The organism is Granulicella aggregans (assembly GCF_014203275.1).
Taxonomy (GTDB): Bacteria; Acidobacteriota; Terriglobia; order Terriglobales; family Acidobacteriaceae; genus Edaphobacter.
Map to the genome: position 1 here is coordinate 406,328 of NZ_JACHIP010000003.1, position 22,705 is coordinate 429,032.

General features: G+C 60.6%; 20 protein-coding genes. 6 read left to right on the top strand and 14 right to left on the bottom strand.

Annotated elements, in window-relative coordinates:
- Positions 1–2: 2 nt before the first annotated feature.
- The gene (locus HDF16_RS12020) at positions 3–1,970 is read right to left on the bottom strand and encodes an ArnT family glycosyltransferase (protein ID WP_184216873.1); all 1,968 of its coding nucleotides are present in this window, start codon (positions 1,968–1,970) and stop codon (positions 3–5) included.
- Between the two features lie 86 nt (positions 1,971–2,056).
- Here HDF16_RS12020 and HDF16_RS12025 point away from each other — a divergent pair, with 86 nt between their 5' ends.
- On the top strand, positions 2,057–2,815 hold the full coding sequence (locus HDF16_RS12025) for an AIM24 family protein (RefSeq protein WP_184216875.1): 759 nt from the start codon (positions 2,057–2,059) through the stop codon (positions 2,813–2,815).
- Positions 2,816–2,823: 8 nt separating this feature from the next.
- Here HDF16_RS12025 and HDF16_RS12030 read toward each other — a convergent pair whose 3' ends face one another.
- A complete protein-coding gene (locus HDF16_RS12030; RefSeq protein ID WP_184216877.1) occupies positions 2,824–3,267 on the bottom strand; it encodes a MauE/DoxX family redox-associated membrane protein in 444 nt (147 codons plus the stop codon).
- Between the two features lie 53 nt (positions 3,268–3,320).
- Here HDF16_RS12030 and HDF16_RS12035 point away from each other — a divergent pair, with 53 nt between their 5' ends.
- A complete protein-coding gene (locus HDF16_RS12035) occupies positions 3,321–4,112 on the top strand; it encodes an ABC transporter ATP-binding protein (protein WP_184216879.1) in 792 nt (263 codons plus the stop codon).
- 72 nt (positions 4,113–4,184) lie between these two features.
- On the opposite strand, the gene HDF16_RS12040 is transcribed toward HDF16_RS12035, so the two are convergent.
- The 11 genes from HDF16_RS12040 to HDF16_RS12090 form a co-directional block, all read right to left on the bottom strand.
- The gene (locus HDF16_RS12040; RefSeq protein WP_184216881.1) at positions 4,185–5,498 is read right to left on the bottom strand and encodes a hypothetical protein; all 1,314 of its coding nucleotides are present in this window, start codon (positions 5,496–5,498) and stop codon (positions 4,185–4,187) included.
- A gap of 80 nt (positions 5,499–5,578) precedes the next feature.
- Complete coding sequence (locus tag HDF16_RS12045) at positions 5,579–6,196, bottom strand: GNAT family N-acetyltransferase (protein ID WP_184216883.1); 618 nt, start codon at positions 6,194–6,196, stop codon at positions 5,579–5,581.
- 8 nt (positions 6,197–6,204) lie between these two features.
- Complete coding sequence (gene argH, locus HDF16_RS12050) at positions 6,205–7,623, bottom strand: argininosuccinate lyase (protein ID WP_184216885.1); 1,419 nt, start codon at positions 7,621–7,623, stop codon at positions 6,205–6,207.
- A gap of 17 nt (positions 7,624–7,640) precedes the next feature.
- Entirely contained in the window at positions 7,641–8,048 is a 408-nt protein-coding gene (locus HDF16_RS12055) for a hypothetical protein (protein WP_184216887.1), read from the bottom strand.
- A 91-nt stretch (positions 8,049–8,139) separates the two neighbouring features.
- A complete protein-coding gene (argG, locus tag HDF16_RS12060) occupies positions 8,140–9,480 on the bottom strand; it encodes an argininosuccinate synthase (protein ID WP_184216889.1) in 1,341 nt (446 codons plus the stop codon).
- Between the two features lie 121 nt (positions 9,481–9,601).
- Positions 9,602–9,928, bottom strand: a complete 327-nt coding sequence (locus HDF16_RS12065) for a GIY-YIG nuclease family protein (protein ID WP_184216891.1) — start codon at positions 9,926–9,928, stop codon at positions 9,602–9,604.
- A 166-nt stretch (positions 9,929–10,094) separates the two neighbouring features.
- Positions 10,095–11,195: an ornithine carbamoyltransferase gene (argF, locus tag HDF16_RS12070; protein ID WP_184216893.1), complete on the bottom strand. Its 1,101-nt coding sequence runs from the start codon at positions 11,193–11,195 to the stop codon at positions 10,095–10,097.
- A complete protein-coding gene (locus HDF16_RS12075) occupies positions 11,188–12,450 on the bottom strand; it encodes an aspartate aminotransferase family protein (RefSeq protein WP_184216895.1) in 1,263 nt (420 codons plus the stop codon). Before HDF16_RS12075 ends, argF begins: the two co-directional genes overlap by 8 nt.
- Positions 12,447–13,229 (bottom strand): acetylglutamate kinase, encoded by a 783-nt coding sequence (gene argB, locus HDF16_RS12080; protein WP_184216896.1) that lies wholly within the window; start codon positions 13,227–13,229, stop codon positions 12,447–12,449. The genes HDF16_RS12075 and argB overlap by 4 nt, the downstream gene beginning before the upstream one ends.
- Entirely contained in the window at positions 13,226–14,281 is a 1,056-nt protein-coding gene (argC, locus tag HDF16_RS12085) for an N-acetyl-gamma-glutamyl-phosphate reductase (protein ID WP_184217504.1), read from the bottom strand. The genes argB and argC overlap by 4 nt, the downstream gene beginning before the upstream one ends.
- 52 nt (positions 14,282–14,333) lie before the next feature.
- Positions 14,334–14,771, bottom strand: coding sequence for an arginine repressor (locus HDF16_RS12090; RefSeq protein WP_184216898.1), 438 nt, complete (start codon positions 14,769–14,771; stop codon positions 14,334–14,336).
- Between the two features lie 396 nt (positions 14,772–15,167).
- Here HDF16_RS12090 and HDF16_RS12095 point away from each other — a divergent pair, with 396 nt between their 5' ends.
- Complete coding sequence (locus tag HDF16_RS12095; protein ID WP_184217506.1) at positions 15,168–19,616, top strand: glutamate synthase-related protein; 4,449 nt, start codon at positions 15,168–15,170, stop codon at positions 19,614–19,616.
- A 21-nt stretch (positions 19,617–19,637) separates the two neighbouring features.
- On the opposite strand, the gene HDF16_RS12100 is transcribed toward HDF16_RS12095, so the two are convergent.
- Positions 19,638–20,798: a pilus assembly protein TadG-related protein gene (locus HDF16_RS12100; RefSeq protein ID WP_184216900.1), complete on the bottom strand. Its 1,161-nt coding sequence runs from the start codon at positions 20,796–20,798 to the stop codon at positions 19,638–19,640.
- Between the two features lie 236 nt (positions 20,799–21,034).
- On the opposite strand from HDF16_RS12100, the gene HDF16_RS12105 reads away from it, so the two are divergent.
- The 3 genes from HDF16_RS12105 to HDF16_RS12115 all read left to right on the top strand — a co-directional run bounded on the left by HDF16_RS12105 (position 21,035) and on the right by HDF16_RS12115 (position 22,689).
- The gene (locus HDF16_RS12105; RefSeq protein ID WP_184216902.1) at positions 21,035–21,514 is read left to right on the top strand and encodes a TadE/TadG family type IV pilus assembly protein; all 480 of its coding nucleotides are present in this window, start codon (positions 21,035–21,037) and stop codon (positions 21,512–21,514) included.
- 8 nt (positions 21,515–21,522) lie between these two features.
- Entirely contained in the window at positions 21,523–21,927 is a 405-nt protein-coding gene (locus HDF16_RS12110; RefSeq protein WP_184216904.1) for a TadE/TadG family type IV pilus assembly protein, read from the top strand.
- A 117-nt stretch (positions 21,928–22,044) separates the two neighbouring features.
- Complete coding sequence (locus HDF16_RS12115; RefSeq protein WP_184216906.1) at positions 22,045–22,689, top strand: TetR/AcrR family transcriptional regulator C-terminal domain-containing protein; 645 nt, start codon at positions 22,045–22,047, stop codon at positions 22,687–22,689.
- Positions 22,690–22,705 lie beyond the last annotated feature (16 nt).

Consider the following 22,705-nt stretch of genomic DNA (forward strand, 5'->3'; position numbering starts at 1 on the left):
GGTCATTTGGGGAAGACCAGTTCGTCGTCGCCGAAGACCTGGGTTTCACCCATGCTCGTGTCGGACTTGCCTCCGTTCGACTGGCGGCAACTTAGACAGACGATGGCACAGGGCGCTGGGGTCGACGTCGTTGAGGCGAAGGCCTGGGTGGGGTTCTGGATGTCGATGTAGCGGACGAAACGCGAGCGACCGTCGATGCGAAGTTGCGCAAGAAAAGGATAGACATAGAAGGAGTGCGGGCTCATACCGATCTGCGGTTCAGGCATGGGGAGGTAGGCATCGATGGCTATGTGGCCGCAACCATGCGCCTTGATGGCGTCGGCCATCGCGATCTGTGCAGGTGCCGAGGCGGCGTGTTGGTCAGCGAAGTACAGCAAAGCTCGTGGCTCGAAGATTGTGGGGAAGCCCTTAGTGTGGAGGAGGGACCGGGTGGAGTTGGATAGTAGATAGGGCCCCGCGATGAAGAGTAAGAAGGCGGAGAACCCGAGGACCTGCCATGGGCGAGGCAGAAGGCGTTCCGCGACGCAGCCGACGAGGACTGCCGCCATGGCGAAGAGCGGCATGTGGAAGCGACTGCCCCAGGGCTGCCAGCGGATGACCGCTGAGTACGCGATGAACGCGATGATGATGCTGAGGGTGTAATAGCGGGCACGCTGGTCTTTCACGTTGAGCCGCAAGAAGATAAGCGCGGCGAAGCACGCAAGGATAATTGCAAAGTGGACAGGGTTTCCGGCCTGGGTCTCGAGGCGTGAGGGGCGATCAACTTCATAAGGGAGATTCGACCACAGGGCGCTGGGATCGTCGGGATTTTGGCCGAGAATGCGGATGGTTTTGCGGGCTGCGGACTCGACGACAGTGTTCAACTTCGCGGATGGCGTGCCCATCTGCAGCGTGATCTGGCGAAGGGTGTTAGCGGCGATGCTTGCGGGGATGATGTGGCCGTTGCCGAAAGCCAGGCGGGGACCTCCATCTGGGAACGGAGCATCGAAGGGGGTGCCAGTGATCTGGTAGGCACGAACGAATTGGCCTGCGTTGATTGCGAGTAGAAGAGCGATGAAGAGAGGCAGTCGCTTGAGCGCCCACATGCGAACAGGCGACGGACGGAAGGCGATGCAGCCGATGAGCAGAATAGGCAGGTAGACGAAGGTTATGCCCTTGGTGAGGCATGAGAGACCGCAGGCGAGCGCAGCAGTGACGAGGTCCAGGAGGTTTGGCTCCGCTCCGGCCCTAAGCAGGAAGCAGCAGGCGGTAACAGTAAAGAACGTGACGACGCCAGTGGTCATAGAGCCCGAGGATTCAAGGAGTAACTCCGGGATCGTAAGCACGAAGAGTGCGGCGAGGAGTTGGCCGGTGCGCCGTGCTCCAAAGCGGCTGGCGATGAGCGTGACGGCGATGGCCGATCCGGCAAGCGAGAAGAACTCGACCAGGTTGGCGAAGCGATCGGAGCCGGAGAGGAGATAGGAGTTGAGAGTGATTATTTCGGCGGCATTGCCGAGCACGATCTGGGTGTAGTCCGGCGTGGGAAAGGGCCGGAGCGTGTGATTACTGACCCAGAAGAGTACGCGGGGCATGTGGTGTTCCATGACGTCCCAGCTATTGGGCGGGACGACGATGGCGACAACTCCGATGATGGCGAGGATGGCGCATGCAATCGCTGCCAACACGATGTCCAAGCCGCCGAGGTCAGGAGGTAAATGCACTGCCGGACGATGCTCACCCGCAGGCACAGAGGGGCGCAACTTTTTTGTACGGAGGAGAAAGAAAGTTGCCCCGGCGAGTGTGATCAGCCACGCCACTGAAAGCGCCGGCCCGGTGAGCAGATAAGGAATGCTCAGAAGCTCAGAGATTGTAACCAAAGTCGTTACAGAAAAGATCGCAGCGCGGAGAAGAGCGATACGTGAGCTGTCGCCGCGGAGACGGAAAGTAAAGTAAAGAACGGCTGCAACGGCGACGGGCAGAATTAGGGCCAAGGGACCTCGGGCTAGCACTGACGATTACGGATACGGAGATGATAGCAAGGGCTATATACTTCTCTCGTTGCATTCGAGGAGAAGCGATGGAACATCGGGTTGTTGGGACGACTATGCCGGTACTGGAGTTCGCGCTGGGAGCGAACGATGCGATCATCTCGGAGGCGGGGGAGCTATCTTGGATGACGCAGACGATCCAGATGACGACGCACACGCAGATGGGTGGCGGGGGTGGCTTCTTTGGCGCGATCAAGAGGATGGCCGGCGGAGGGTCGTTGTTCATGACGGAGTACCGCGCCATTGGCGCTCCCGGCGAGGTGGCGTTTGCGGCGCGGGTTCCGGGGCATATTGTTCCGGTGCAGGTCGGCAATGGCGTGGAGTACCTGATCCATCGGCATGGCTTCCTGTGCGCGACGGCTCAGATCGAGCTTGGTGTAGGGTTTCAGCAGTCGCTTGGGGCGGGGATCTTTGGCGGGGATGGCTTCCTGCTGCAGAAGGTGAGCGGCAATGGGATGGCGTGGTTGGAGCTATCAGGCGAGGTGGTGATCAAGGACCTTCGGCCGGGCGAGACGCTCCGTGTGCATCCGGGTCATGTGGGCGCGTTTCAATCGAGCGTGAACTTTCAAATTACACGGATTCCCGGGCTGAAGAACATGATCTTTGGTGGCGATGGTATCTTCCTTGCGGCGCTGACAGGACCAGGGAGAGTTTGGCTGCAGACGCTGCCGATCTCAAGACTGGCTCATCAGTTAATGGAGTACATGCCGGCACAGCGCCGGGCGGAGGGCGTCGAGGATGGTGTCATCGGCGGGGTTGTGGGGTCGGTGCTGCGAAACATGCGGTAGATCGCGGGCTATTTTTTGCGGTCGAGCAGGGCGTCGATGGACCAACCGTTGAAGCGCAGAAGGAAGAGTAGCGCTGCGTAGACTGCGGAGTACGTGAGCTGTATCGAGGCGGCTTGCCAGTCCTGAACGAGCGATGAGCCGAAGGTGAGGACGAGCATCAGGAGCGCTCCGCCGATGAGGGCGGCACGGGTGCGAAGGCCGACGAGCAAAAGAAAGCCGAAGAGGCCTTCGAGCCAAGGGAGGCCTTGCCCGAACGTGTGGACTATCGGCTGTGGCAGGGGCGACGCGGCGAACTGAGTGGTGAGCTTTGCGCTGAAGACGGCGGGGCCAGCGATGACGCGACTCACGCCGTGCATTGCTATGTTGGTTCCGAGAGTGATCCGCAGGAGCGCGTAGGCGGTGAGTTTGTCGCGATCGTTCGGGGGCAGGATGGTTGGGCCTTCGATGCTCATAAGGAATTATGATGCGTCCGGAGCGACGCTGTTATACCCGCTATCCTTTTGTGATGGGACCATTAGACGCAGAGACTTTTTTATCGCTGGAGAATGTGAATGTAGCGCGTGGGGAGAACGTCGTTCTTCATGACGTGAACCTGTCCGTGAAGAAGGGAGAGCATATTGCGATCCTGGGGCCGAATGGGTGTGGCAAGTCGACTCTGATCAAGACGATCACTTGTGAGTGCTACCCGCTGGTGAAGCCCGGGATGAAGGTAAGTATCTTCGGGCGTGAACGGTGGGATCTTACGGAGTTGAAGAAGAAGCTGGGAGTCGTCTCGGCGGAGTTGCCGGGACGGCCGACGCTTGGGATCACCGGGTTTGACGCAGTATTAACAGGATTCTTTTCCAGCTCGACTTTGTGGCCGAACTTGAAGGTGACTTCGGAGATGAGGGATAGAGCCGCCGAGGTTTTGAAGCGGATTGATTCGGTGGAGTTGACGGACAAGGTTGTCGGGGAGATGTCGGCAGGGCAGCAGCGTCGGGTGATGATTGGGCGGGCGCTGGTAGGGTCGGCGGATATGCTGCTGCTCGATGAGCCTTCGAATGCCCTGGATCTTTCGGCGCAGAAAGACTTACGGGATCTGCTGCGAGGGCTGGCGCAGGACGGGACGGGGATCATGCTGATCACGCACCATATTGCGGATATTCTGCCGGAGATCGACCGAGTGTTGATGATGCGAGAGGGACGGATTGTGGCGGACGGGGCCAAGACGGAGTTGCTGACTGCGGAGAGGTTGAGTGGGTTGTTTGGAACGAATGTGGGGTTGGTGGAGCGGGATGAGTTTTACTTTGCCTGGTGAGAATTTTACGTCCCACCATGCGATGAAGTCGCATGGATGGGCACCCGGGCATTATGGGTCTTTTGAGAAGAACTACTTCGGTGTTGATGACCAGTTTGCCCCGATAAGAGCGACAGCGGAGTCGACCGTGTCCCCGGGTTGTAAGGCAGACTCGTTGGCGATGTCGAAGAGGCGGACTATGCCATGGCTGTCGGTGACGATCAGCAGGGGAAGGTCGGTCGCGTTGAAGGTGTCGAGCAGTGCCGGCGGCACGGTGAACGTCGGTGTTCCGCGTAGAGAGGCTGCTGCGTAGGCGGGATTGAACGATTCTTTCTGGGCCGATGTGTCCTTGGTAGATAACTTGGGCATCTCCTGTGGTGGGACGGTCTGAGCGAGCAGGCCATAGATGTAGGCGTCGTGCTGGTTGACCGCGAATATGCCTGCGGGCATCTGTTTGGCGATGCGAATACATTGCGCGCACCAGTCGGGGAAGAGAAGCAGGACGGTAACCGTGTGGTGGGGTGGTAGCTTCGGCGCGCGCGGGAGAGTCGCGAGCGAGGCTAGTGGCGCGATGGCGGGGAGTGGCTTGCCGAGGAGCGCATAGCGATCTCTCATGCGGTTGATCGCAATCAGATCATCGTTCGCGATAGCGGACGGCAGCGCAGATTCGATCGCGGCGACGGTCTCTTGTGCAGCAGCCGGCTCTGCTTGTAGCTGTTGCAGTTCAGCGAGCACGAGGGCTTGCTTGTAGAGATCTGCGGTCGAGGGAGGTGCGTCCGGAGTGGCTTGTACATCGGGCGATGCGGGATGAAGAGCAGCGAGCAACAGAGGTTGCCGCTTCGCGGCGAGCGTGACCGCGTCGACGGTATATAGCAGGTGCATGTAGCCGATGGCCTGGTTGGTCGCGTCGGCGACGACAGAGGTATATGGAACGGCGGTGAGCAGAGCCAGGGCGTCGGTGAGCGCGCTGTGCTCATCTTTGAGCTGTAGCTCGGCGTTGATGAGCAAGGCATAGGCTTCGGCGAGCCGGGGCTTGGGTGTAACGTCCTCGTGGATGTAGCGATTGGCGGCTGCGACGGTTGCGGGCCAGGTGAAGCCCAGAGCGCAGAGCCGGCTGAGATCGACGAGCGCGGAGCCTGTGAAGTCGGTCGTAGCGCGCGCTGCACAGGCGACGGACGCCTGCTTGATGGCGACTCCCAGAGACGACTGCTCGGTGTCGGACCAGTTGGCGACGGCTGCGCGGGTAATCTCGACGGGCCGCATGGCTTCGCGATAGGCGGCTGCGGGTGAGAGCTCCGGTGTGGATGCGGCTGGCGGTTGTGTGGGGCTTGCGGGGGACTGTGCGAAGACAGCAGGGGAAGTGGCTAGAATTACAGACAGAAGGATTAGCGGTTTTATTCGGGGCAAGCGTTGCTCCTCGGATGATCGGGCTTGCACAACGAGGTGATGTTAGCTTAACCGCGGCAGAGTTGTGAGGGGTAAATCGGTTAGTTGTGGGGAATGACACCGGTCTGGAGCTTGACTAGCTCTGGCTGCGGTAGGCGGCTGGGGCCCAGCACGGCCATCCTTGGTAGCGGGCCGCGAACCATGGCGACTTCGTCGCAGGCGTAGAGGCGCGGGCAGGCCTGGCAGTCTTTGTAGATCTTGTCGGGCAGAGCGGTGCGGTCGGCGGTGCGGAAGCCGAAGTGGAAGAAGAAGTCCGGGATGCGCGTGAAGAGGCTGACGCAGACGACGCCTTGCTCCTCGGCTTCGGCGAGCAGCGCCTTCAGGATGCGGCCGCCTGCGCCTTGGCCCTTGGCTTCGGGTTTGACGACGATGCTGCGGACCTCTGCGAGGTGCGGGCCGTAGAGATGCAGCGCACCGCAGCCGAGGAAGACGCCAGCTTCTGACTCGGCGATGTGGAAGTCGCGGACGTTTTCGCAGATCTCGGCGTAGTTGCGGCGGAGGAGGGTGCCGTCGTGCGAGAGCGAGTTGACGAGCTCGAAGATGTGGACGGCGTCCTGGAGCTTGGCCTGGCGCACGATCGCGCCGCCGACGCGGGGACGCGATGAGTCGGTCGAGGTGGAGTCGCTGATCGCTCCGACGAGTGTAGAGAGTACGGACATTTCTTTGCTTACTTCTCGCTTTCGGTCTCGCGTGTGGACACCTTCTTTTTAGATGCGACCAGGGCTTCGGCGACGCGAGGGCGCGCGGTTCCGCCGATAACGTCGTGACAATCCAGTGTAGCTTCCAGCGTGATTGCGGCAAAGAAGTCTTCGGCGAAGGCGGGTGACAGTTGTTGTAGCTCGGGGAGCGTGATGTCGTCGAGTTCGCGCTTGGTTTCGATGCCGAGGCGGACGGCGTTGCCGATGATCTCGTGTGCCTTACGGAAGGGCACGCCTTTATTTGAGAGATAGGTTGCGGCGGCCATGGCGTTGAGGTAGCCGGTGGTGGCGGCGGTCTTCATTCGGTCGAAGTTGAACTTCAGAGCGCGGGTGAAGGCAGGAAGGACGGAGAGGATTCCAGCGATGGTGTCCGCGGAATCGAAGACCGGCTCCTGGCCCTCTTGCAGGTCTTTGTTGTAAGCGAGCGGCAGGCCCTTGATGAGCGTGGCCAGCGTCGTGGCCGCGCCGAGCAGGCGGCCGGACTTGCCGCGGATGAGTTCGGTCAGGTCGGGGTTCTTCTTCTGCGGCATGGCAGAGGAGCCGGTGGAGAAGGCTTCGGGGAGATCGAGGAAGCCAAACTCGGCCGTTGAATACAGAGTAAGTTCTTCGGCGAATCGGGATATGTGAATGCCGAGCGTGGCAATGGCCTGGGTGAAGTCGAGGGCGAAGTCGCGGTCGGAGGTTGCATCCATGCTGTTGGGCGTGGGCGCGGTAAACTTGAGCTCACGAGCTGCGATGGTACGGTCGAGGGCGAGGGTCGCGCCGGCGACTGCTCCCGAGCCAAGCGGGCAATAGTTCATGCGGGCGCGCGCGTCGGTGAGGCGGGAGATGTCGCGCTCGATCATGCTGGCGTAGGCGAGCAGCCAGTGCGCGACGAGCACGGGTTCGGCACGCTGAAGATGGGTGTACGAAGGGATCACGCTGTCGCCTGCTTCAGTCGCGAGCGTGGTGAGGGCTTCGTGCCAGGCGCGAAGGCCAGCGACCGTGTTATCGATGGCGTCGCGGACGAAGAGACGCATGTCGGTAGCAATCTGCTCGTTGCGGCTGCGGCCGGTGTGGAGCTTCAGGGCGAGGTTGCCGATGTGTTTGGTGAGTTCTAGTTCGACGAAGTGGTGGATGTCTTCGGCGTTGGTGGCTTTGGCGAGGATGGTCTCGGCGTGCAGGGGATTGCTCGTCACAACTGCATCGAGGCCTTCGAGCATCTTCGTTAGTTCGGCCTCGGTGAGGATGCCTGCGGCTGCAATGGCTCGGGCGTGTGCCTTCGATGCGGCTACCTCCTGGGGCAGGAGTCGCCAGTCGAAGGGGAAGGAGCGCTGCCAGTCTTCGAAGGCTGAGTTGAGGGGCTCGCGGAAGCGGCCTGACCACATTTTTGTCGGTTCGTTGGACATTTAGGTTCAAACTCTTTCTAGTTTGCTGAGCACTGCGGACCGGTCACTTGTAATTTATGCAACTGAGCCTTGGAATAGCCGGATTGCTTCCGACGTGTTCGTTGTAATGCACGTAGCTTGGGTGTGCTGAGTTCATCACACTCCATTACTGCGTCCCAAACTGTGCCGGTAATGGGATCGACAGCGTAGAAGCCAATCTCCACGCTTCCGCCTGGAAGTCCCTCCCAGATTGCATTGAAAACATAAAGTCCCTTGTCTGCACTTTTGTCTGCGAGAAGTTGGAAGCCGGGCATTTGCTTGGCCTTTGAACTTATTGCGGCCATCGCAAATCTGCTTGCTTCTTCGGCGGACATCTTCGTTGGGCGTTGAGCGTGGGTGACGGCAACAGTACCTGATAGAAGGAGCGCGATGAGGATTGACTTCATTATGAGTACCTCAGGGGCTAAAGCCCGGAAGCAACTGCGACAGTTACGGCACGGCTGAAGCCGTGCCCTTAAGCGAGACGAGTGTTACGTCTCAGTTCTTATCGCTACCGCTGCTGAGTTGCGGCATCTCGGTGCCTTTGCTTAGTTTGATCAAGCCACTCTCCGCATACGTGATGAGCTTGGCGCGGGTGTCGGTGATGTCGAGGTTGCGCATGGTGAGCTGGCCGATGCGGTCGCGGGGGCTGAAGGTGGACTCGCCCTTCTCCATGGTGAGGCGCTCGGGGTGGAAGGTGAGATTGGGCGAGGATGTGTTGAGGATGGTGTAGTCGTTGCCGCGGCGCAGCTCCAGCGTGACCTCGCCGGTGATGGGCTTGGCGACCCAGCGCTGGGCGGCTTCGCGGAGCATGATGGCTTGCGGGTCGAACCAGCGGCCCTGGTAGAGGAGGCGGCCTAGCTTGCGGCCGCTGTCGCGATACTGCTCGATGGTGTCCTCGTTGTGGATGCCGGTGAGCAGGCGCTCGTAGGCGATGAAGAGCAGGGCGAGACCGGGGGACTCGTAGATGCCGCGGCTCTTGGCCTCGATGATGCGGTTTTCGATCTGGTCGCTCATCCCGAGGCCGTGGCGACCGCCGATGCGGTTGGCTTCGAGCATCAACTCAACCGCGTCAGGGTAGTCGGTGCCATTGAGGGCGACGGGGAAGCCCTCTTCGAAGCGGACGGTGATCTCTTCGCGCTTGACCTCAATGTCATCCTTCCAGAAAGACGCGCCCATGATGGGGACGACGATCTTCATGCTGCTGGTGAGGAGTTCGAGGTCCTTGGCTTCGTGCGTAGCTCCGAGGATGTTGGAGTCGGTGGAGTAGGCCTTTTCGGCGGACATCTTGTAGCCGAAGCCAGCCTTCGTCATGAAGGCGGACATCTCGGCGCGGCCGCCTAGCTCGTCGATGAAGGCGGCGTCGAGCCAGGGCTTGTAGACCTTGAGGTCGGGGTTGACGAGCAGGCCGTAGCGATAGAAGCGCTCGATGTCGTTGCCCTTGAAGGTCGAGCCGTCGCCCCAGATGTTGACGTCGTCTTCCTTCATCGCCGTGACGAGCATGGTGCCGGTGACGGCTCGGCCGATGGGCGTGGTGTTGAAGTAGGTGACGCCGGCGGTGGTGATGTGGAAGGCGCCGGACTGGAGCGCGGCGATGCCTTCGCGGACGAGCGGGCCACGGCAGTCGATGAGCCGTGCCTGCTCGGCGCCGTACTCGAGGGCCTTGCGCGGGATCTCGTCGTAGTCTGCCTCGTCGGGCTGGCCGAGGTTGGCGGTGTAGGCGTAAGGGAGTGCGCCCTTCTGCTTCATCCAATGCAGCGCGGCGCTGGTGTCGAGGCCGCCGGAGAAGGCGATGCCGACCTTTTGGCCGAGAGGGAGAGATTCTAGGATTACGGACATTTTGTTTAGAGCCTCAGTGTTCGGTGTTGGTGCGCCTTTGTACTTGCTGTCATCCTGAGCGAAGCGAAGGATCCCGAGGGAGTCGACATTACCTCAGCCGCTCGAACCTTTCGCCCACGAACTATTTCTGGTCGGCGATAGCTTGTTGCGGGGGGAGCATCTGCCAGTGGTGTTGTGGGCAAAGGTCTTTGAATTCAGGATTGGTTTGGGCGATGAGGGCGAGTTTCTTTGCGCGGGTCCAGCCTTTGATTTCTTTCTCGCGCGAGATGGCTGAGCGTATGTCGGTGAACTCTTCGTGCAGCAGGACTCTCTTGCAGCCATACTTTGTTGCGAAGGTGGACTTGATGCCGTTGCGGTGTTCCCAGAGACGTTTGTCGAAGTCGCTGGTTACGCCCGTGTACAGGGTGCCGGTCTCGCTGCCGAGGATGTAGACGTGGCCTTCTGGCATTCGTGGCTCCCTTTACACGGGCGGTTTGGGTTGAAAGGTTCGGGCGGTTGAGGTGGCGTTGAGTCTCGCGGGGTCCTTCGCTTTGCTCAGGATGACGGCAAGAACAAACAACTGCAACAGCAAAAACAAACAACTGCAACAGCAAAAACAAACAACGAAGAGAGCTTTAGTTCCGCTTACGCGCCTGTATGCCACGGCTGCGGCTGTTGGAGATGCGCTTCGCTCCTCCAAGCAGCATCAGCAAAAGTGCCTTCTGCGCGTGCATGCGGTTTTCGGCTTGGTCGAAGACGACCGATTGCGGCCCATCGAGAACTGCGTCCGTCACTTCGGCGTTGCGATGGGCGGGCAGGCAGTGCATAAAGACGGCATCTGCCTGCGCGTGGGCCATCAGCGCTTCGTTGACCTGGTAGGGCTTGAAGATGGGGGCGCGTTTGGTGGCCTCGTGCTCGAAGCCCATACTGGTGCAGACGTCGGTGTAGACGGCGTCGGCGCCGGTGACGGCCTTGACGGGGTCACTCATCAGGGTGATGCTGCCGCCGGTCGATTCGGCGATCTCGATGGACTTGTGGATGATGTCGAGCTTCGGCTGGAAGCCCTTGGGCGTCGCGACCGTGCAGTGCGTGCCGAGCTGCGCGGCGGTGAGCATCAGCGAGTGGCAGACATTGTTGCCGTCGCCGACGTAGGTGAAGTGGAGGCCCTCGGCTGAGCCGAATTTTTCTTCGAGGGTGAAGAAGTCGGCGATGGCCTGGCAGGGGTGTTCTAGGTCCGAGAGGGCGTTGATGACGGGAATCTTCGAGCAGGCCGCCATCTCGGTGATGGTGTCGTGCGAGTAGGTGCGGAGGACCATGATGGACATCCAGCGCTCGACGTTATGGGCCATGTCGGGGAGCGATTCGCGCTCGCCGAGCGGCGACTGCGTCTGGTCGACAAAGATGGCGTTGCCGCCGAGGGTGTTGATGGCGGTCTCGAAGGTGAGGCGGGTGCGCAGCGACGCCTTCTCGAAGAAGAGGACCATCTGGCGCGCGTCTAAAGCATGCCTGAAATCCTCAGGATGATTCTTAACGGCGTGGGCAAGCTCCATGATGGCAGCCATCTCCTGCACGGAGAGGTCTGCGATGGAGCAGAGGTCCCGACCGGCGAGGCGCTTGGCTGCTTCCGAGAATGCGGTGTCGGACTGGATACCGAGGGTGCTCGGAGCGGGGCGGGACATCAGGCCCTCTTCGTTGTCGATTGCCTTCTGGGAGAGAGCAGCGGTCTTGTTAGGCATGGGTGGTGTCTCCGGCCAGTACGGGGCTGGCTTGGTTACTCATGGGGTTCTCGTGAAGGGTGAAGAGTTCGTCGAGCGCGGCGATGGCGATGTCGACGTGCTGGGTTTCGAGGATGTACGGCGGCAGGAAGCGGAGAACCGTTTCGCTGGTGCGGTTGATGATGATCTTGCGCTCCATGAGCTCGCGTGCGATGTCACCGGCGAGGGTGGCGTCGTCGAGTTCGACACCGATCATGAGGCCGAGGCCACGTACTTCAGTGATTGCTTCATGCGACTTCGCGAGGTCGTTTAGGCGGTCGATGAAGTATGTGCCTACTTTGGTTACATGTTCGAGAATGCCGTCGCGCTTGATGGTGTCGAGGACAGCGATGGCGGCGGAGAGAGCGAGAGGATTACCGCCGAATGTGGTCCCGTGCATGCCGGGGTGGAAAGCCTTGGCTGCCTCTTCGGTGCAGAGCATCGCGCCCATGGGGACACCGCCAGCGATGGGCTTGGCGATGGTGGTGACGTCGGGAAGCACGTTGTAGTGCTGGTAGGCGAACCACTTGCCGGTGCGTCCGATGCCGCATTGGATCTCATCGGCGATGAGCAGGGCACCGGTGGAGTCGCAGAGTTCGCGAGCCGCAGTGAGGAACTCCTGCGAGACGGGATGGATGCCGCCTTCGCCCTGCACCGTTTCGATAAGGACGGCGCAGTAGTCGGAGGAGAAGGCGGCGCGGAGAGCGGCGACATCGTTAAATGGCACGAAGTCTACGGAGGGGATTAGGGGCGAAAATGGCTCGCGGTACTTGGCCTTGTGCGTGGTTGAGACCGAGCCCATGGTGCGGCCATGGAAGCTGTGTTCGAGCGCGAGGAACTTCGTGCCGATGTTGCGGCCCGCTTCGCGGAGATCGAGCGTGTGGGCGCGGGCAAGCTTCAGCGCGGCCTCCCATGCCTCGGTGCCGGAGTTGGTGAAGAAGACGCGGTCAAGGCCGCTGATCTCGGTGAGACGGAGGGCGAGCGGGGCGGTGTGCTCATGGAAGAAGAGGTTCGAGGTGTGGAGGAGCTTCTTCGTCTGCGCGATGATGGCTTCTTCGAGCGCGGGATGTCCGTAGCCAAGCGCGGAGCATCCGATGCCGCTAAGCAGGTCGAGATACTCAACGCCGTTCTCATCCTGCAGATAGACGCCCTTGCCGCTGGTGAAGAGGTAAGGGTTGCGTTCGTAGGTGTTCAGCAGCAGCTTCTTTTCAGCGGCCTGCAGGGATTCAAGTTTCATGCGACCATCACCTCCGTACCTTCGTTGACGCGGGTTGATATGAGATCGGGCAAGAGTTGGGCGGACTCTGCAGGGAGTATGCGGACGCGCTTGACGCCGTGAGTGAGGGCGTCGCGGCAGGCGTGGAGCTTGGGCAGCATGCCACCGGTGATGACGGACGCAGCTTCCAGACCTGGGATCTCCGGCAGCTTGAGCCAACGCATGACTTCGCCGTCTGCACCTTTGACGCCGGGTACGTCGGTGAGGAAGACGAGGGCGTCGGCCTTGGTGGCAACGGCGCAGGCGGAGGCCATCTCGTCGGCGTTGATGTTGTAGTACTCGCCGTCGAAGCCGAGTGCGATGGAGGAGATGACGGGGACAGCGCCCATGGTCCAGATGGCGTCGAGCCAGCGCGGGTCAGTCGCTGCGATCTCGCCGACGAAGCCAAGGTCAGGAGTGGTGATCTTCTTGCGGGCGCGGAAGACGTGGCCGTCTCCGCCAGAGAGGCCGACGGCAGCGCAGCCATGCTGGCCGAGCGCGGCGACGAGCGACTTGTTGACGCGGCCTGCGAGGACCATGAGGGCGGCGTCGCGGGTTTCGGCGTCGGTGACGCGGAGGCCGGAGATGAACTGGCTGACCTTGCCCATCTGGGCGAGGGTCTTGGTCAACTGCACACCGCCGCCGTGAACGACGGCGACCTGGTTGCCGTCGCCGACGAGTTCGGCGATAGCCTTGCCGCAGGAGTGAAGCAACGCTTTATCTTCGAGCGATGCTCCACCGAGCTTGACTACGTATTTCAAAGCAGGCCCTCCGCTTCGTTCCAACCACACATGAGGTTGAGGTTCTGGACGGCCTGACCGGCAGCGCCCTTGAGTAGATTATCGAGGCAGGAGACGATGACGAGGCGTTTGCCGCCGGGTTCAAGCTCGAAGCCGATGTCGCAATAGTTCGTGCGAACGATGTACTGGATCTGGGGAAGATTGCCGTTGCCGCGCACGCGAACTAGCGGGCTGGTGGCGTAGCAGGCACGGAAGATCGACTCGATCTTTTCGGGGTGCATGCTCTCGATCAGGCGGACGTAGATCGTGGAGAGTATCCCGCGCGGGATCGGCAGCAGATGCGGCGTGAACTGGATGTCCGAGGCGTCGAGGTGGAGCTGCTCGAGAAGCTCACCCGTGTGGCGATGGCCAAAGACGTTGTAGGCGGAGAGATTGTCGGCCGCGTACATGAAGTGTGTCTTCGCGGTCGCCGCTTTGCCTGCGCCGCTGATGCCCGACTTGGCGTCGCAGATGATACCGGGGGAGAGATCGACGATACCTGCCTCGAGCAGAGGCGCTAGGGCGAGGATGATCGACGTCGCGTAGCAGCCGGGGTTGGCGACGATACGGGCATCGCGAAGATCTTTCCGGTGGAGTTCGGGGCAGCCGTAGACGGCTTCTGCCTGTAGGTTCCGGGCGAGGTCGGGATTGGCGTCAGTCAACTTGTAGACGGCGCGGTTGGCATCGTCGTTCAGACGCCATGCGCCGCTGAGGTCGATGACGCGGATGTTGCGGGCAATGGCCTCGGGCACCCACTCGCGAGACTGCTCGTGTGGCGTGGCTAGGAAGAGGACTTCGACGCCTTCATCGACAAGCCGATCCCAGGAGAAGGGAACTACTTCGGGCGAAGGGCCGCTGGTCGCGAGTTGCGGTTGTAGATCCGTGAGGTAGAGCTTCGCAGCATCTTCGCCAGGACGACCGAGGAACGTTGGGGTGGTATCGGCTAGCTTCGGGTGGTGCAGGAGCAGCCGCGCAAGTTCGCCGCCGGCGTAGCCGCTGACACCAGCCACAGCAGTGCGAACGGTGCTGGGCACGGGAAGGTACTTTGCGTGAAGGCCGGATTCCTGGGGAGTGAGAACGGATATTTCAGCCAATGAGGACCTCGATTCTGGCCTTCAGCGTACGGGCCTGCTTTTCATCGGGACAGATGATAAGAACGGTGTCGTCTCCAGCGATGGTGCCGACGACCTCGGACCAGTCTTCGTAGTCGACCCCGGCGGCAACGGGTTGAGCGCTGCCAGTGGTGGTGATCAGGACTAGAAGGTTCGAGGCAAGACGGACTTCGAGACCGAAGCTGCGCAGGACCTCGCGGATGCCAGGGCCTTCGTCTTCTTCGGTGGAATTATTTGGCAGCGCATACCCGGAAGGCCCCTTTAATAGACGAAGTTCGTGTATATCTCGAGATAGGGTCGCCTGTGTGACGTGGAATCCGTGCCCCGCCAGCTTGATGCGCAGGTCGTCCTGATTGGTCACAGGGGTGTTGACCAGGAGTTCTCGGATCGCATTGTGGCGCTGCTGTTTCATGATCGGGTTGATCCTGCTCTGGATTCTGGGCCTTCTATCTGTTTCCTCTGATGTCTTCAGTGGAACGTCCGGCGATGAATGGTGAATGAACTCCCGGCGGAATGTATAAAAATACATTTCTCATGTATAAATATACACATATCGAGCGGTGAGCGACTACGAATTTCAAAATTTAGAAGAGGGCTTCGGAGGAGGGATAGCTGTCGATTCCGAAGTAGTATTGACATTATGGCCATCTCTACGCAAAACACTCAAAGCATGAGCCCCGAGCGGTCTTCCGGGAGTGTCGCATCGAACCTCGCTGTCGATTCGCTGCTGAGTCCGAAACGGACGGCGACGAAGTCCGGCGGGTCGCTGATTAATGGAGTGTATACGGGTAAGTCGCTCATTAATCCGATGTTCGATCACGACTCCTGCGGCGTGGGTTTTGTGGCAAGCGTGGACGCGGTGCCGACACACGAGATTTTGCAGCAGGCTTTGACGGCGCTTGGACGGCTCGCGCATCGTGGCGCCGTGGCATCCGATGGCAAGAGCAGCGATGGTGTGGGCGTGACGGCGGCTGTACCCCGGGAGTTGTTGCTGCGCTCGACCGGCGTGACGCTGGCCGCGGACGCTACGCTGGGCCTTGGGATGCTGTTTCTCCCCGTGGAGGAGACGCGCGCCGAAGACGTGCTGACTCGTTGCCTGGAGTCGAACGATCTGAAGGTGCTTTGTTGGCGCGATGTGCCGATCTGTACGGATTGCCTCGGCGAGATTGCCCTGAGCACGATGCCGAAGATTCGCCAGGTTTTAGTGGCGAGCGCTGAGGGCATGAGCGACGAAAACATCGAACGCCGCCTCTACCTGGCGCGCAAGCAGTTTGAGAAGATTCACGAGCAGGACGAGATTACGGGATACATCTGTTCGCTGTCTTCGCGGACGGTTGTCTACAAAGCAATGTGTACCGGCACGCATCTTGCGGATTACTTTCCGGATCTGGCATCGCCTGACTTTGTGACCCCGTTTGCTCTGTTTCACCAGCGTTATGCGACAAACACGTTGCCCACATGGCATCGCGCACAGCCGGGGCGGACGCTGGCGCATAACGGCGAGATCAACACGGTGTGGGGCAACCGGGTGCGAATGACGGCGCGTGATTCCACGCTCCCGGTCGAGTGCAAGCCAGTACTTACGAAGGGTGGGACGGACTCAACCAGCCTCGATGAAGCGGTAGAGTTGATCTCCATGAACGGCCGCACGCTCTCTGAAGCGGTACGCATGCTAATGCCTCCGGCGGCTGAAGGACATCAGCGGTCGATGTTCCTGCGCTACCACAGCGCTTGCGCGGAGCCGTGGGATGGTCCGGCTGCGATCGCCTTTACCGATGGGCATGTTGTCGGTGCCGCGTTGGACCGGAATGGATTGCGCCCGTGCCGATTTGCGATCACCAGCGACGGTTTGGTGGTCGCTGGCTCCGAGGCTGGCCTTGTCGATCTCGACCCTGAGAAGGTGATCGAAAGCGGTCGTCTTGGACCGGGACAGATGCTCGTAGTCGATCTGGCGGCTGGAAAGGTCTATGACGATGAGGCGCTGCTCGATCTGTTTGATCGGGGTGCAACCTACGCGCAGCTTGCCGAGATCTCGCCCCTCGCGGCACTGCCTTTGCACGACACTCCCGACAGTACGAAGTTGCTGGCGATGCAGCGTGGATTTGGCTACACGCGCGAAGACGTGAAGATGATCCTGCAGCCCATGGCTGTGGAGGGTAAGGACGCAGTCTGGTCGATGGGCGACGACACGCCGCTGGCATTCCTGGCACGTGCTCCCCGTCCGGTGTATGCATTCTTCCGGCAACGTTTCGCGCAGGTGACGAACCCGGCGATCGATCCGCTTCGCGAGGCTTGCGTAGTGTCGCTGGATACCCGGCTTGGCCCGTGGCCCCATCTTCTGGATAAAAATGCACCCTTGCCCGGCTTGAGCCTGAAGTCTCCGTTCCTTTCGTTGGGACAGGTGGAGTCGCTGCGGCGGGGCAAGTATCCGCATCTCGCAGATCTACGCTTCTCGGAATTGCCGTGCCTCTTTCCTCCATCTTCAAGCTTGCTCCAGGGACTTGACGCCGTCTGCACGAGGGCGATTGAACTGGTACGCGGCGGAACGAGGATTCTGCTGCTGACCGATCGAGGTGCGAGCGCGGAGGCATTGCCCGTTCCGATGGCAATGGCGACGGGAGCGGTGCACCAGGCGCTGGTTGCCGCTGGACTGCGGACCCTTGCCGGACTAGCTGTTGAGGCGGGAGATTGCCGCGATATCCATCACGCGGCGGTCATTATCGGCTACGGGGCGGGGGCAGTTTGCCCGTGGCTGGCGCTAGAGACGGCGTTGAGCCTTGCACCGGCGGGCAGCGATGCGACGGCAGCCGAGGCCAGGATGTTGAAGTCGCTCGACGCTGGGCTGGCAAAAGTGATGTCGAAGATGGGCATCTCCGTGGTGGACAGCTACCGTGGGGCACACCTCTTCGATATCCTCGGTCTGCACTCTAGCGTCGTAGACCGCTGCTTCCCAAATACCCCGGCACCGCTTTCGGGGATTGGGTTCGCTGAGCTGGAAAAGCATCTTCGTGAGACGTGGATTGTGGAATCTGCTCCGGTCGCCGCGCCGAGCGCGGACCTACCGGACTATGGCTGGGTACGCTTCCGGAAGACCGAGCGGGCGGAGCCTCATGCCTGGCAACCAGCTACGGTCAAGGCCTTGCAATCGGTAGTAGGCAGCGCGCGCGGAGTGGCGTTGTCGACCGACCCGGCTGCCGCGTTCGCTATCTACTCGAGAGATGTGATCGCTCGCGATCCCTCCGTGCTGCGCGACTTGCTGGAGATTCGTCCGGCCGGGGCGGAGCTACGGCTTGCGGACGTGCAGACGCCCGCGGATCTGTGCAAGAAGTTCATCGCGAGCGCGATGTCGCTGGGTTCGCTAAGCCCGGAGGCGCATTCGACGATCACGATCGCCATGAATACGCTCGGTGGCCGGTCGAATACGGGCGAGGGCGGCGAAGATCGCGATGTCTACCGTTCGGAGCCTGTTGCGGCGAGCACGCCGGCTGGTTCCTCGCGGATGCAGATGCAGGCGGAGGGATCGGTTGCGGTCGCTGAGCCGGTGGTTGAGGCTCCTTCGGTTCAACATCTTCTGAATAACAAGATCAAGCAAGTCGCGTCAGGTCGTTTCGGCGTGACTGCTGAGTACCTGGCTCATGCTGAGGAGATCGAGATCAAAGTGGCGCAGGGAGCGAAGCCCGGTGAGGGTGGCCAGCTTCCTGGGTTCAAGGTGAGCGGTCTGATCGCTCGGCTTCGCCATGCGCAGCCGGGAGTTTCGCTAATCTCGCCGCCTCCTCACCACGATATCTATTCAATTGAGGACCTTGCGCAGTTGATCTACGACTTGAAGCGGGTGAATCCGCGCGCGGCTGTCGGAGTGAAGCTGGTCTCAAGCTGCGGCGTAGGAACGGTTGCTGCTGGTGTCGCCAAGGCGTATGCGGACTTTATCGTGATCGCAGGAAATACCGGCGGGACGGGTGCGGCGGCTCTTTCGAGCATCAAGTATGCGGGCAATCCGTGGGAGCTTGGCCTAGCCGAGGCGCAGCAGGTGCTGATGGCAAACGGGATGCGCGACCGCGTGCGTTTGCGGACTGATGGCGGGCTGGCGACGGCACGAGATGTTCTGATCGCGGCCATGCTGGGTGCGGATGAGTATGCCTTCGGGACGGCCGTTCTGGTCGTTTTGGGCTGCGATATGGCTCGCCAGTGCCACCTGAACACTTGCCCGACCGGGATTGCTACGCAGAAGCCGGAGTTGCGGGCGAAGTTCCGCGGCAAGCCGGAGCACGTCGTGAAGTTCTTCGAGCAGTTGGCGGGAGATCTTCAGCATCTGCTTGCGCGGTACGGACTCGCTTCGATCGAAGAGGCAGTCGGGCGCACAGACCTGCTCGAGCAGGTGCGGTTTGACGGGAATCTTGATCTGCAGCCGCTACTGGCAAAGGTGACCGACGGCCCCACGCGCTGGCTAGGCGGCCGCAATGATCGGCCTGACCCGCAGCCGCCGTTGGATGAGGCGTGGGTTACCCCGGCGATCGAGGCTGTCGAAGCTGGTCAGCCGTTTGTCATCGATTCGCCGATTACGAACGCGAATCGCTCCATGGGATCGCGACTTGCTGGCGAACTTGCGCTCCGCGAAGCTCGTGGCGACGGTGGCCCGGTCGACGTTACATTCAACCTGACTGGTACGGCGGGCCAGTCCTTCGGAGCCTTCATAACTCCGGGTATGAAGCTGGTCCTGACCGGACAAGCCAATGATTTTGTGGGCAAGGGGCTATCGGGGGGAGAGATTGTGATCCGCGCCCGTGGTCTCGCGGCGCGAGAGAGCGGACATCACGTCATTCTCGGTAACGTCGCGCTTTATGGAGCGACTGCCGGAACGCTATTCGCTGCCGGACGCGCGGGGGAGCGATTCGCCGTGAGGAACTCCGGAGTGACAGCGGTGGTCGAAGGGGTTGGCGACCATGGTTGCGAGTACATGACCGGGGGCGTCGTTGTGGTGTTAGGTGAAGCGGGAATGAACTTCGGGGCTGGCATGACCGGCGGCCTTGCCTGGGTCTACGACCCGGAAGGCAAGTTCATTCAACGCAAGAGGTTCCATGTGGACTTCATTGAGCCAATTGCGTTTACTCATGCGGATGCTGTAGCCCAAGAGCAGTTGAAGGAACTCATCTCCAGGCATGCAGAGGTGTCGGAGAGCAGTCTGGCGACAGCGATGCTGGCGGACTGGGCTAAGAAGTCGGGTGCATTTGTAATGTTGTCTCCGAAGCCTCAGGCTTAAGAGACACAAGGGCACGGCGGCCTATTCAACCAGGCCGCCGCCGATGATGTGGAATGGGTTGCCGTTGGCGAGGGTGGTGTAGTCGCTGCTGGCTATCCAGCCGGTGTTGTGGATCGAGATGTTGTCGGCCACGATGCCGTTATATCGCACGGCCTTGAGCGGTATGTTCGAGACATCGATCTCCTCTCCGGCCAGGTAAAGGATTCCATCGACGGTGGAGGACGGGTTCCAGTTGGCGAGGGAAAGTTCGACCTGACCGCTGGGCATGTTGCGGTCGGAGAAGAAGAAGATCCCCTGGAGAGTTCCGTTCGTGGGCGCCGACAAGGTGCCGTTGATGTTCGTGATCGACGCTGTCCCGTAGTTGTAACCCCCACCTGTCGTCATGAAGAAGGTGACGCCCGCGCCTCTCAAGGTAGGACCATTGATATTAAGATTGCCTACAACAATGTAGGTCCCTGGATTAAGAGTGACCAGCGCTGGCGTGTTGATGGTGAGCCCGCCGCAGTAGGTGCCGGGGTTTAGGGTGGCGGCCGCAGTGATGCTGACGCTGGTATAGGTGCAGGACTGAAAGACGGGCTCGGCCACATAGAGCAGGGGATCGCCCATTGCGCCATAGTGAACGGGAGCGGGGATGACGCTGCCTGAGCTTGCGGATGCACCGCCGTGCAACAGGAACTGGTTGCCGGTACTGCTGCTGCCTCCGTTGAAGTAATACGACTTGCCAATGTAGAAGGGGCAGCTTCCCGTGACGGTCTGGTTGATCGCGTTGAGAGAGACGCCGGTGTAGAACTGCGCCAGGAAATAGACGCAGGGCGTAGGCGGAATGAGGCCGGTGGCCTTGGCGCGGAGGGTGAACTTGCCGGGGATGAAGCGAGTGGTAAAGGGCTGCGTGATGGTCACCTGTACCGCCGACGAATTGCCTTGATAGCTCCCCGAAGTGGGCGGATTCGAGATGGTGACAGTTACGTAGTTGGTGCCGTTTACGAAGTTGTTGAGCTTTGCATCCGCCGCGCCGCCGGCCGCCATGGTGCTCCCGTCCTCCGAGGCGTAGATAGCCCCGATTGCAGCCGCGTCGGCGGCATTCTGAAGCTGGAGCTGCGCCACCTCCATCATGCCGAGATCGATCATGAGACCGCAGCAGTAGATCATGACCGAGAGGAAGCCGACCAGATAGAGGCTCATTGGTGAAGGCACCCAGTGTGAACGCGCTGTGGCTGCATCCGCGCCGAAATCGTCGTGCGGACAGAAAGCTCCAACATTCGATATATCGTCCGTGATTCACATCGAATGAAGCCGGCTTCACCTGTTCAATTTGCCTGTCCCGAATTGACCGGGCGAAGAGGCGGCTGCTCTCGGGAGAGATCGCGTTCGCCGATAGCGTTAGGTGGAGCTTCATTCTCCTGTGGAGGTGTGTCGCCTTGATTGTCCCCCAAATCCGGGAAAGGGCGCGCGCGATATTTCGCGGGCGAACGGGTTCGGAACAAGCCAGCGCCCTGGTGGAGTTCAGCCTGACGATGCCCGTGGTGGTGGTCTTTTGCCTGGCGGCGGTGAGTTTTGCCCTAATCGTACAGCAGGACATCTCGCTGACCGATGCTGTCGCGGCAGGCACGAAGTATGGCGCGAATGGTCATGGGAACGATCTTTCCGGCATGAAGTTCGCGGCAACCACGGCGGGATCGGGCGTCCCGGGGCTGTCGGTAACGGCGGCGAAGTATTGCAGTTGCTCGCCGGGAGGCGCGGCGGTGACCTGCACCACCACTTGTTATCCGTTTCCTATCACTCCCGCACAGTACGTGACGGTGACGGCAACGGCACCTGCTCCGCTCTTGTTTGCCGTTACCGGTCTGCCGTCATCACTTCCTCTGAGTGCTTCTTCGACTCTCCGAGCGCCGTGGTGAGGAGGCTTGTGAAGAGACTCTTCAGGCGATCCGACGGGCAGACCATCATCGAGATGGCGCTGGTGCTTCCCGTCCTGGTGATGTTTACCTTCGGCGTGCTTGAGTTGAGCATCTTCATAGCCTGCTGCATTAACGGGACCTACGCGGCGCACGCTGCGGTCAGGTACGCGATCGTCCATGGCTCGGCGAGTACGAATCCTTGCACGACTTCGACGTTGCAGTCCCAGGTGAAGCCTTTTCTGGTTGGAATCCCATCGTCCGCGGTTACGATTGCCCCAACATGGAGTCCGAATACAGATGCAGGAAGCACCGTGACGGTGAAGATCACCTTCTCCTATCCAATAACCATTCCATTCGATAAGGCTCGGACACTGAGTGCTGTTGCGACTGCCTCGGGCACCATTGTGGAGTAGCGGCGAAACGCGCGGCTTTCGAGCCGACCAAGGTGGTCGCTGGCAATTGCGTCAGCCTTTCTTTACAGTGGCTAGCTGGAGAGGTTGAGCGTGAAGGGTAGGCCAACACGAGAATCGGTGAAGCCAGAAGCCCCGGGAGCGATCGCTGCAGCCGTTGATGCTGGGGAAGTCTTTTCTCCGGTTCCTCCGGGAGAAAAGTATCAGCGGATTCTGGATGCGGCCGTCGAAGTGATCGCTGAAAAGGGATACTTCAACGCCCCGGTAAGCGCGATCGCGGCGCGGGCTGGAGTCGCGGACGGGACCGTTTATCTCTACTTCAAGAGCAAAGATGATGTGCTGCGGACTGCGATCGACCGCAACTTCGATCGGTTTCATAGGCAGGTAATCGAGCGGTTCCAGGAAGTTCATGATCCAAGGGAGCAGCTTGAGTACATCGCCCAGGTGCATCTGGAGAGCGGCTCGGTCAATCGCGCGATGGCGATCGTGATGCAGACTGAGGTCCGGCAGAGCGCTCAGTTTATCGCGGAGTTCTCGCACCACCACCTTGTGAAGTACATCCAGGTAGTCCGCGAGGTGATCCGTCGGGGGCAGCAGCAGGGAATCTTTCGACAGGATATTTCAGATGGCGTGGTGGCGCACTGCATGTTTGGGGCGATCGACGAGTTGCTGAGTTCTGCGGTATTCACAGGACGCAGCTATGATGCGAAGGCGACAGCGAAACAGGTTCTGGACGTTTTGTTGAACGGAATCAATCGGGCTTAGGGCCGTCGAGATCGGG

Excerpts from the sequence above, each read along its gene's own strand:
- HDF16_RS12025 (WP_184216875.1), top strand. The coding sequence starts at position 2,057 with ATGGAACATCGGGTTGTTGGGACGACTATGCCGGTACTGGAGTTCGCG.
- HDF16_RS12030 (WP_184216877.1), bottom strand. The coding sequence starts at position 3,267 with ATGAGCATCGAAGGCCCAACCATCCTGCCCCCGAACGATCGCGACAAA.
- HDF16_RS12035 (WP_184216879.1), top strand. The coding sequence starts at position 3,321 with ATGGGACCATTAGACGCAGAGACTTTTTTATCGCTGGAGAATGTGAAT.
- HDF16_RS12045 (WP_184216883.1), bottom strand. The coding sequence starts at position 6,196 with ATGTCCGTACTCTCTACACTCGTCGGAGCGATCAGCGACTCCACCTCG.
- argH (WP_184216885.1), bottom strand. The coding sequence starts at position 7,623 with ATGTCCAACGAACCGACAAAAATGTGGTCAGGCCGCTTCCGCGAGCCC.
- HDF16_RS12055 (WP_184216887.1), bottom strand. The coding sequence starts at position 8,048 with ATGAAGTCAATCCTCATCGCGCTCCTTCTATCAGGTACTGTTGCCGTC.
- argG (WP_184216889.1), bottom strand. The coding sequence starts at position 9,480 with ATGTCCGTAATCCTAGAATCTCTCCCTCTCGGCCAAAAGGTCGGCATC.
- HDF16_RS12065 (WP_184216891.1), bottom strand. The coding sequence starts at position 9,928 with ATGCCAGAAGGCCACGTCTACATCCTCGGCAGCGAGACCGGCACCCTG.
- argF (WP_184216893.1), bottom strand. The coding sequence starts at position 11,195 with ATGCCTAACAAGACCGCTGCTCTCTCCCAGAAGGCAATCGACAACGAA.
- HDF16_RS12075 (WP_184216895.1), bottom strand. The coding sequence starts at position 12,450 with ATGAAACTTGAATCCCTGCAGGCCGCTGAAAAGAAGCTGCTGCTGAAC.
- HDF16_RS12090 (WP_184216898.1), bottom strand. The coding sequence starts at position 14,771 with ATGAAACAGCAGCGCCACAATGCGATCCGAGAACTCCTGGTCAACACC.
- HDF16_RS12095 (WP_184217506.1), top strand. The coding sequence starts at position 15,168 with ATGTTCGATCACGACTCCTGCGGCGTGGGTTTTGTGGCAAGCGTGGAC.
- HDF16_RS12100 (WP_184216900.1), bottom strand. The coding sequence starts at position 20,798 with ATGAGCCTCTATCTGGTCGGCTTCCTCTCGGTCATGATCTACTGCTGC.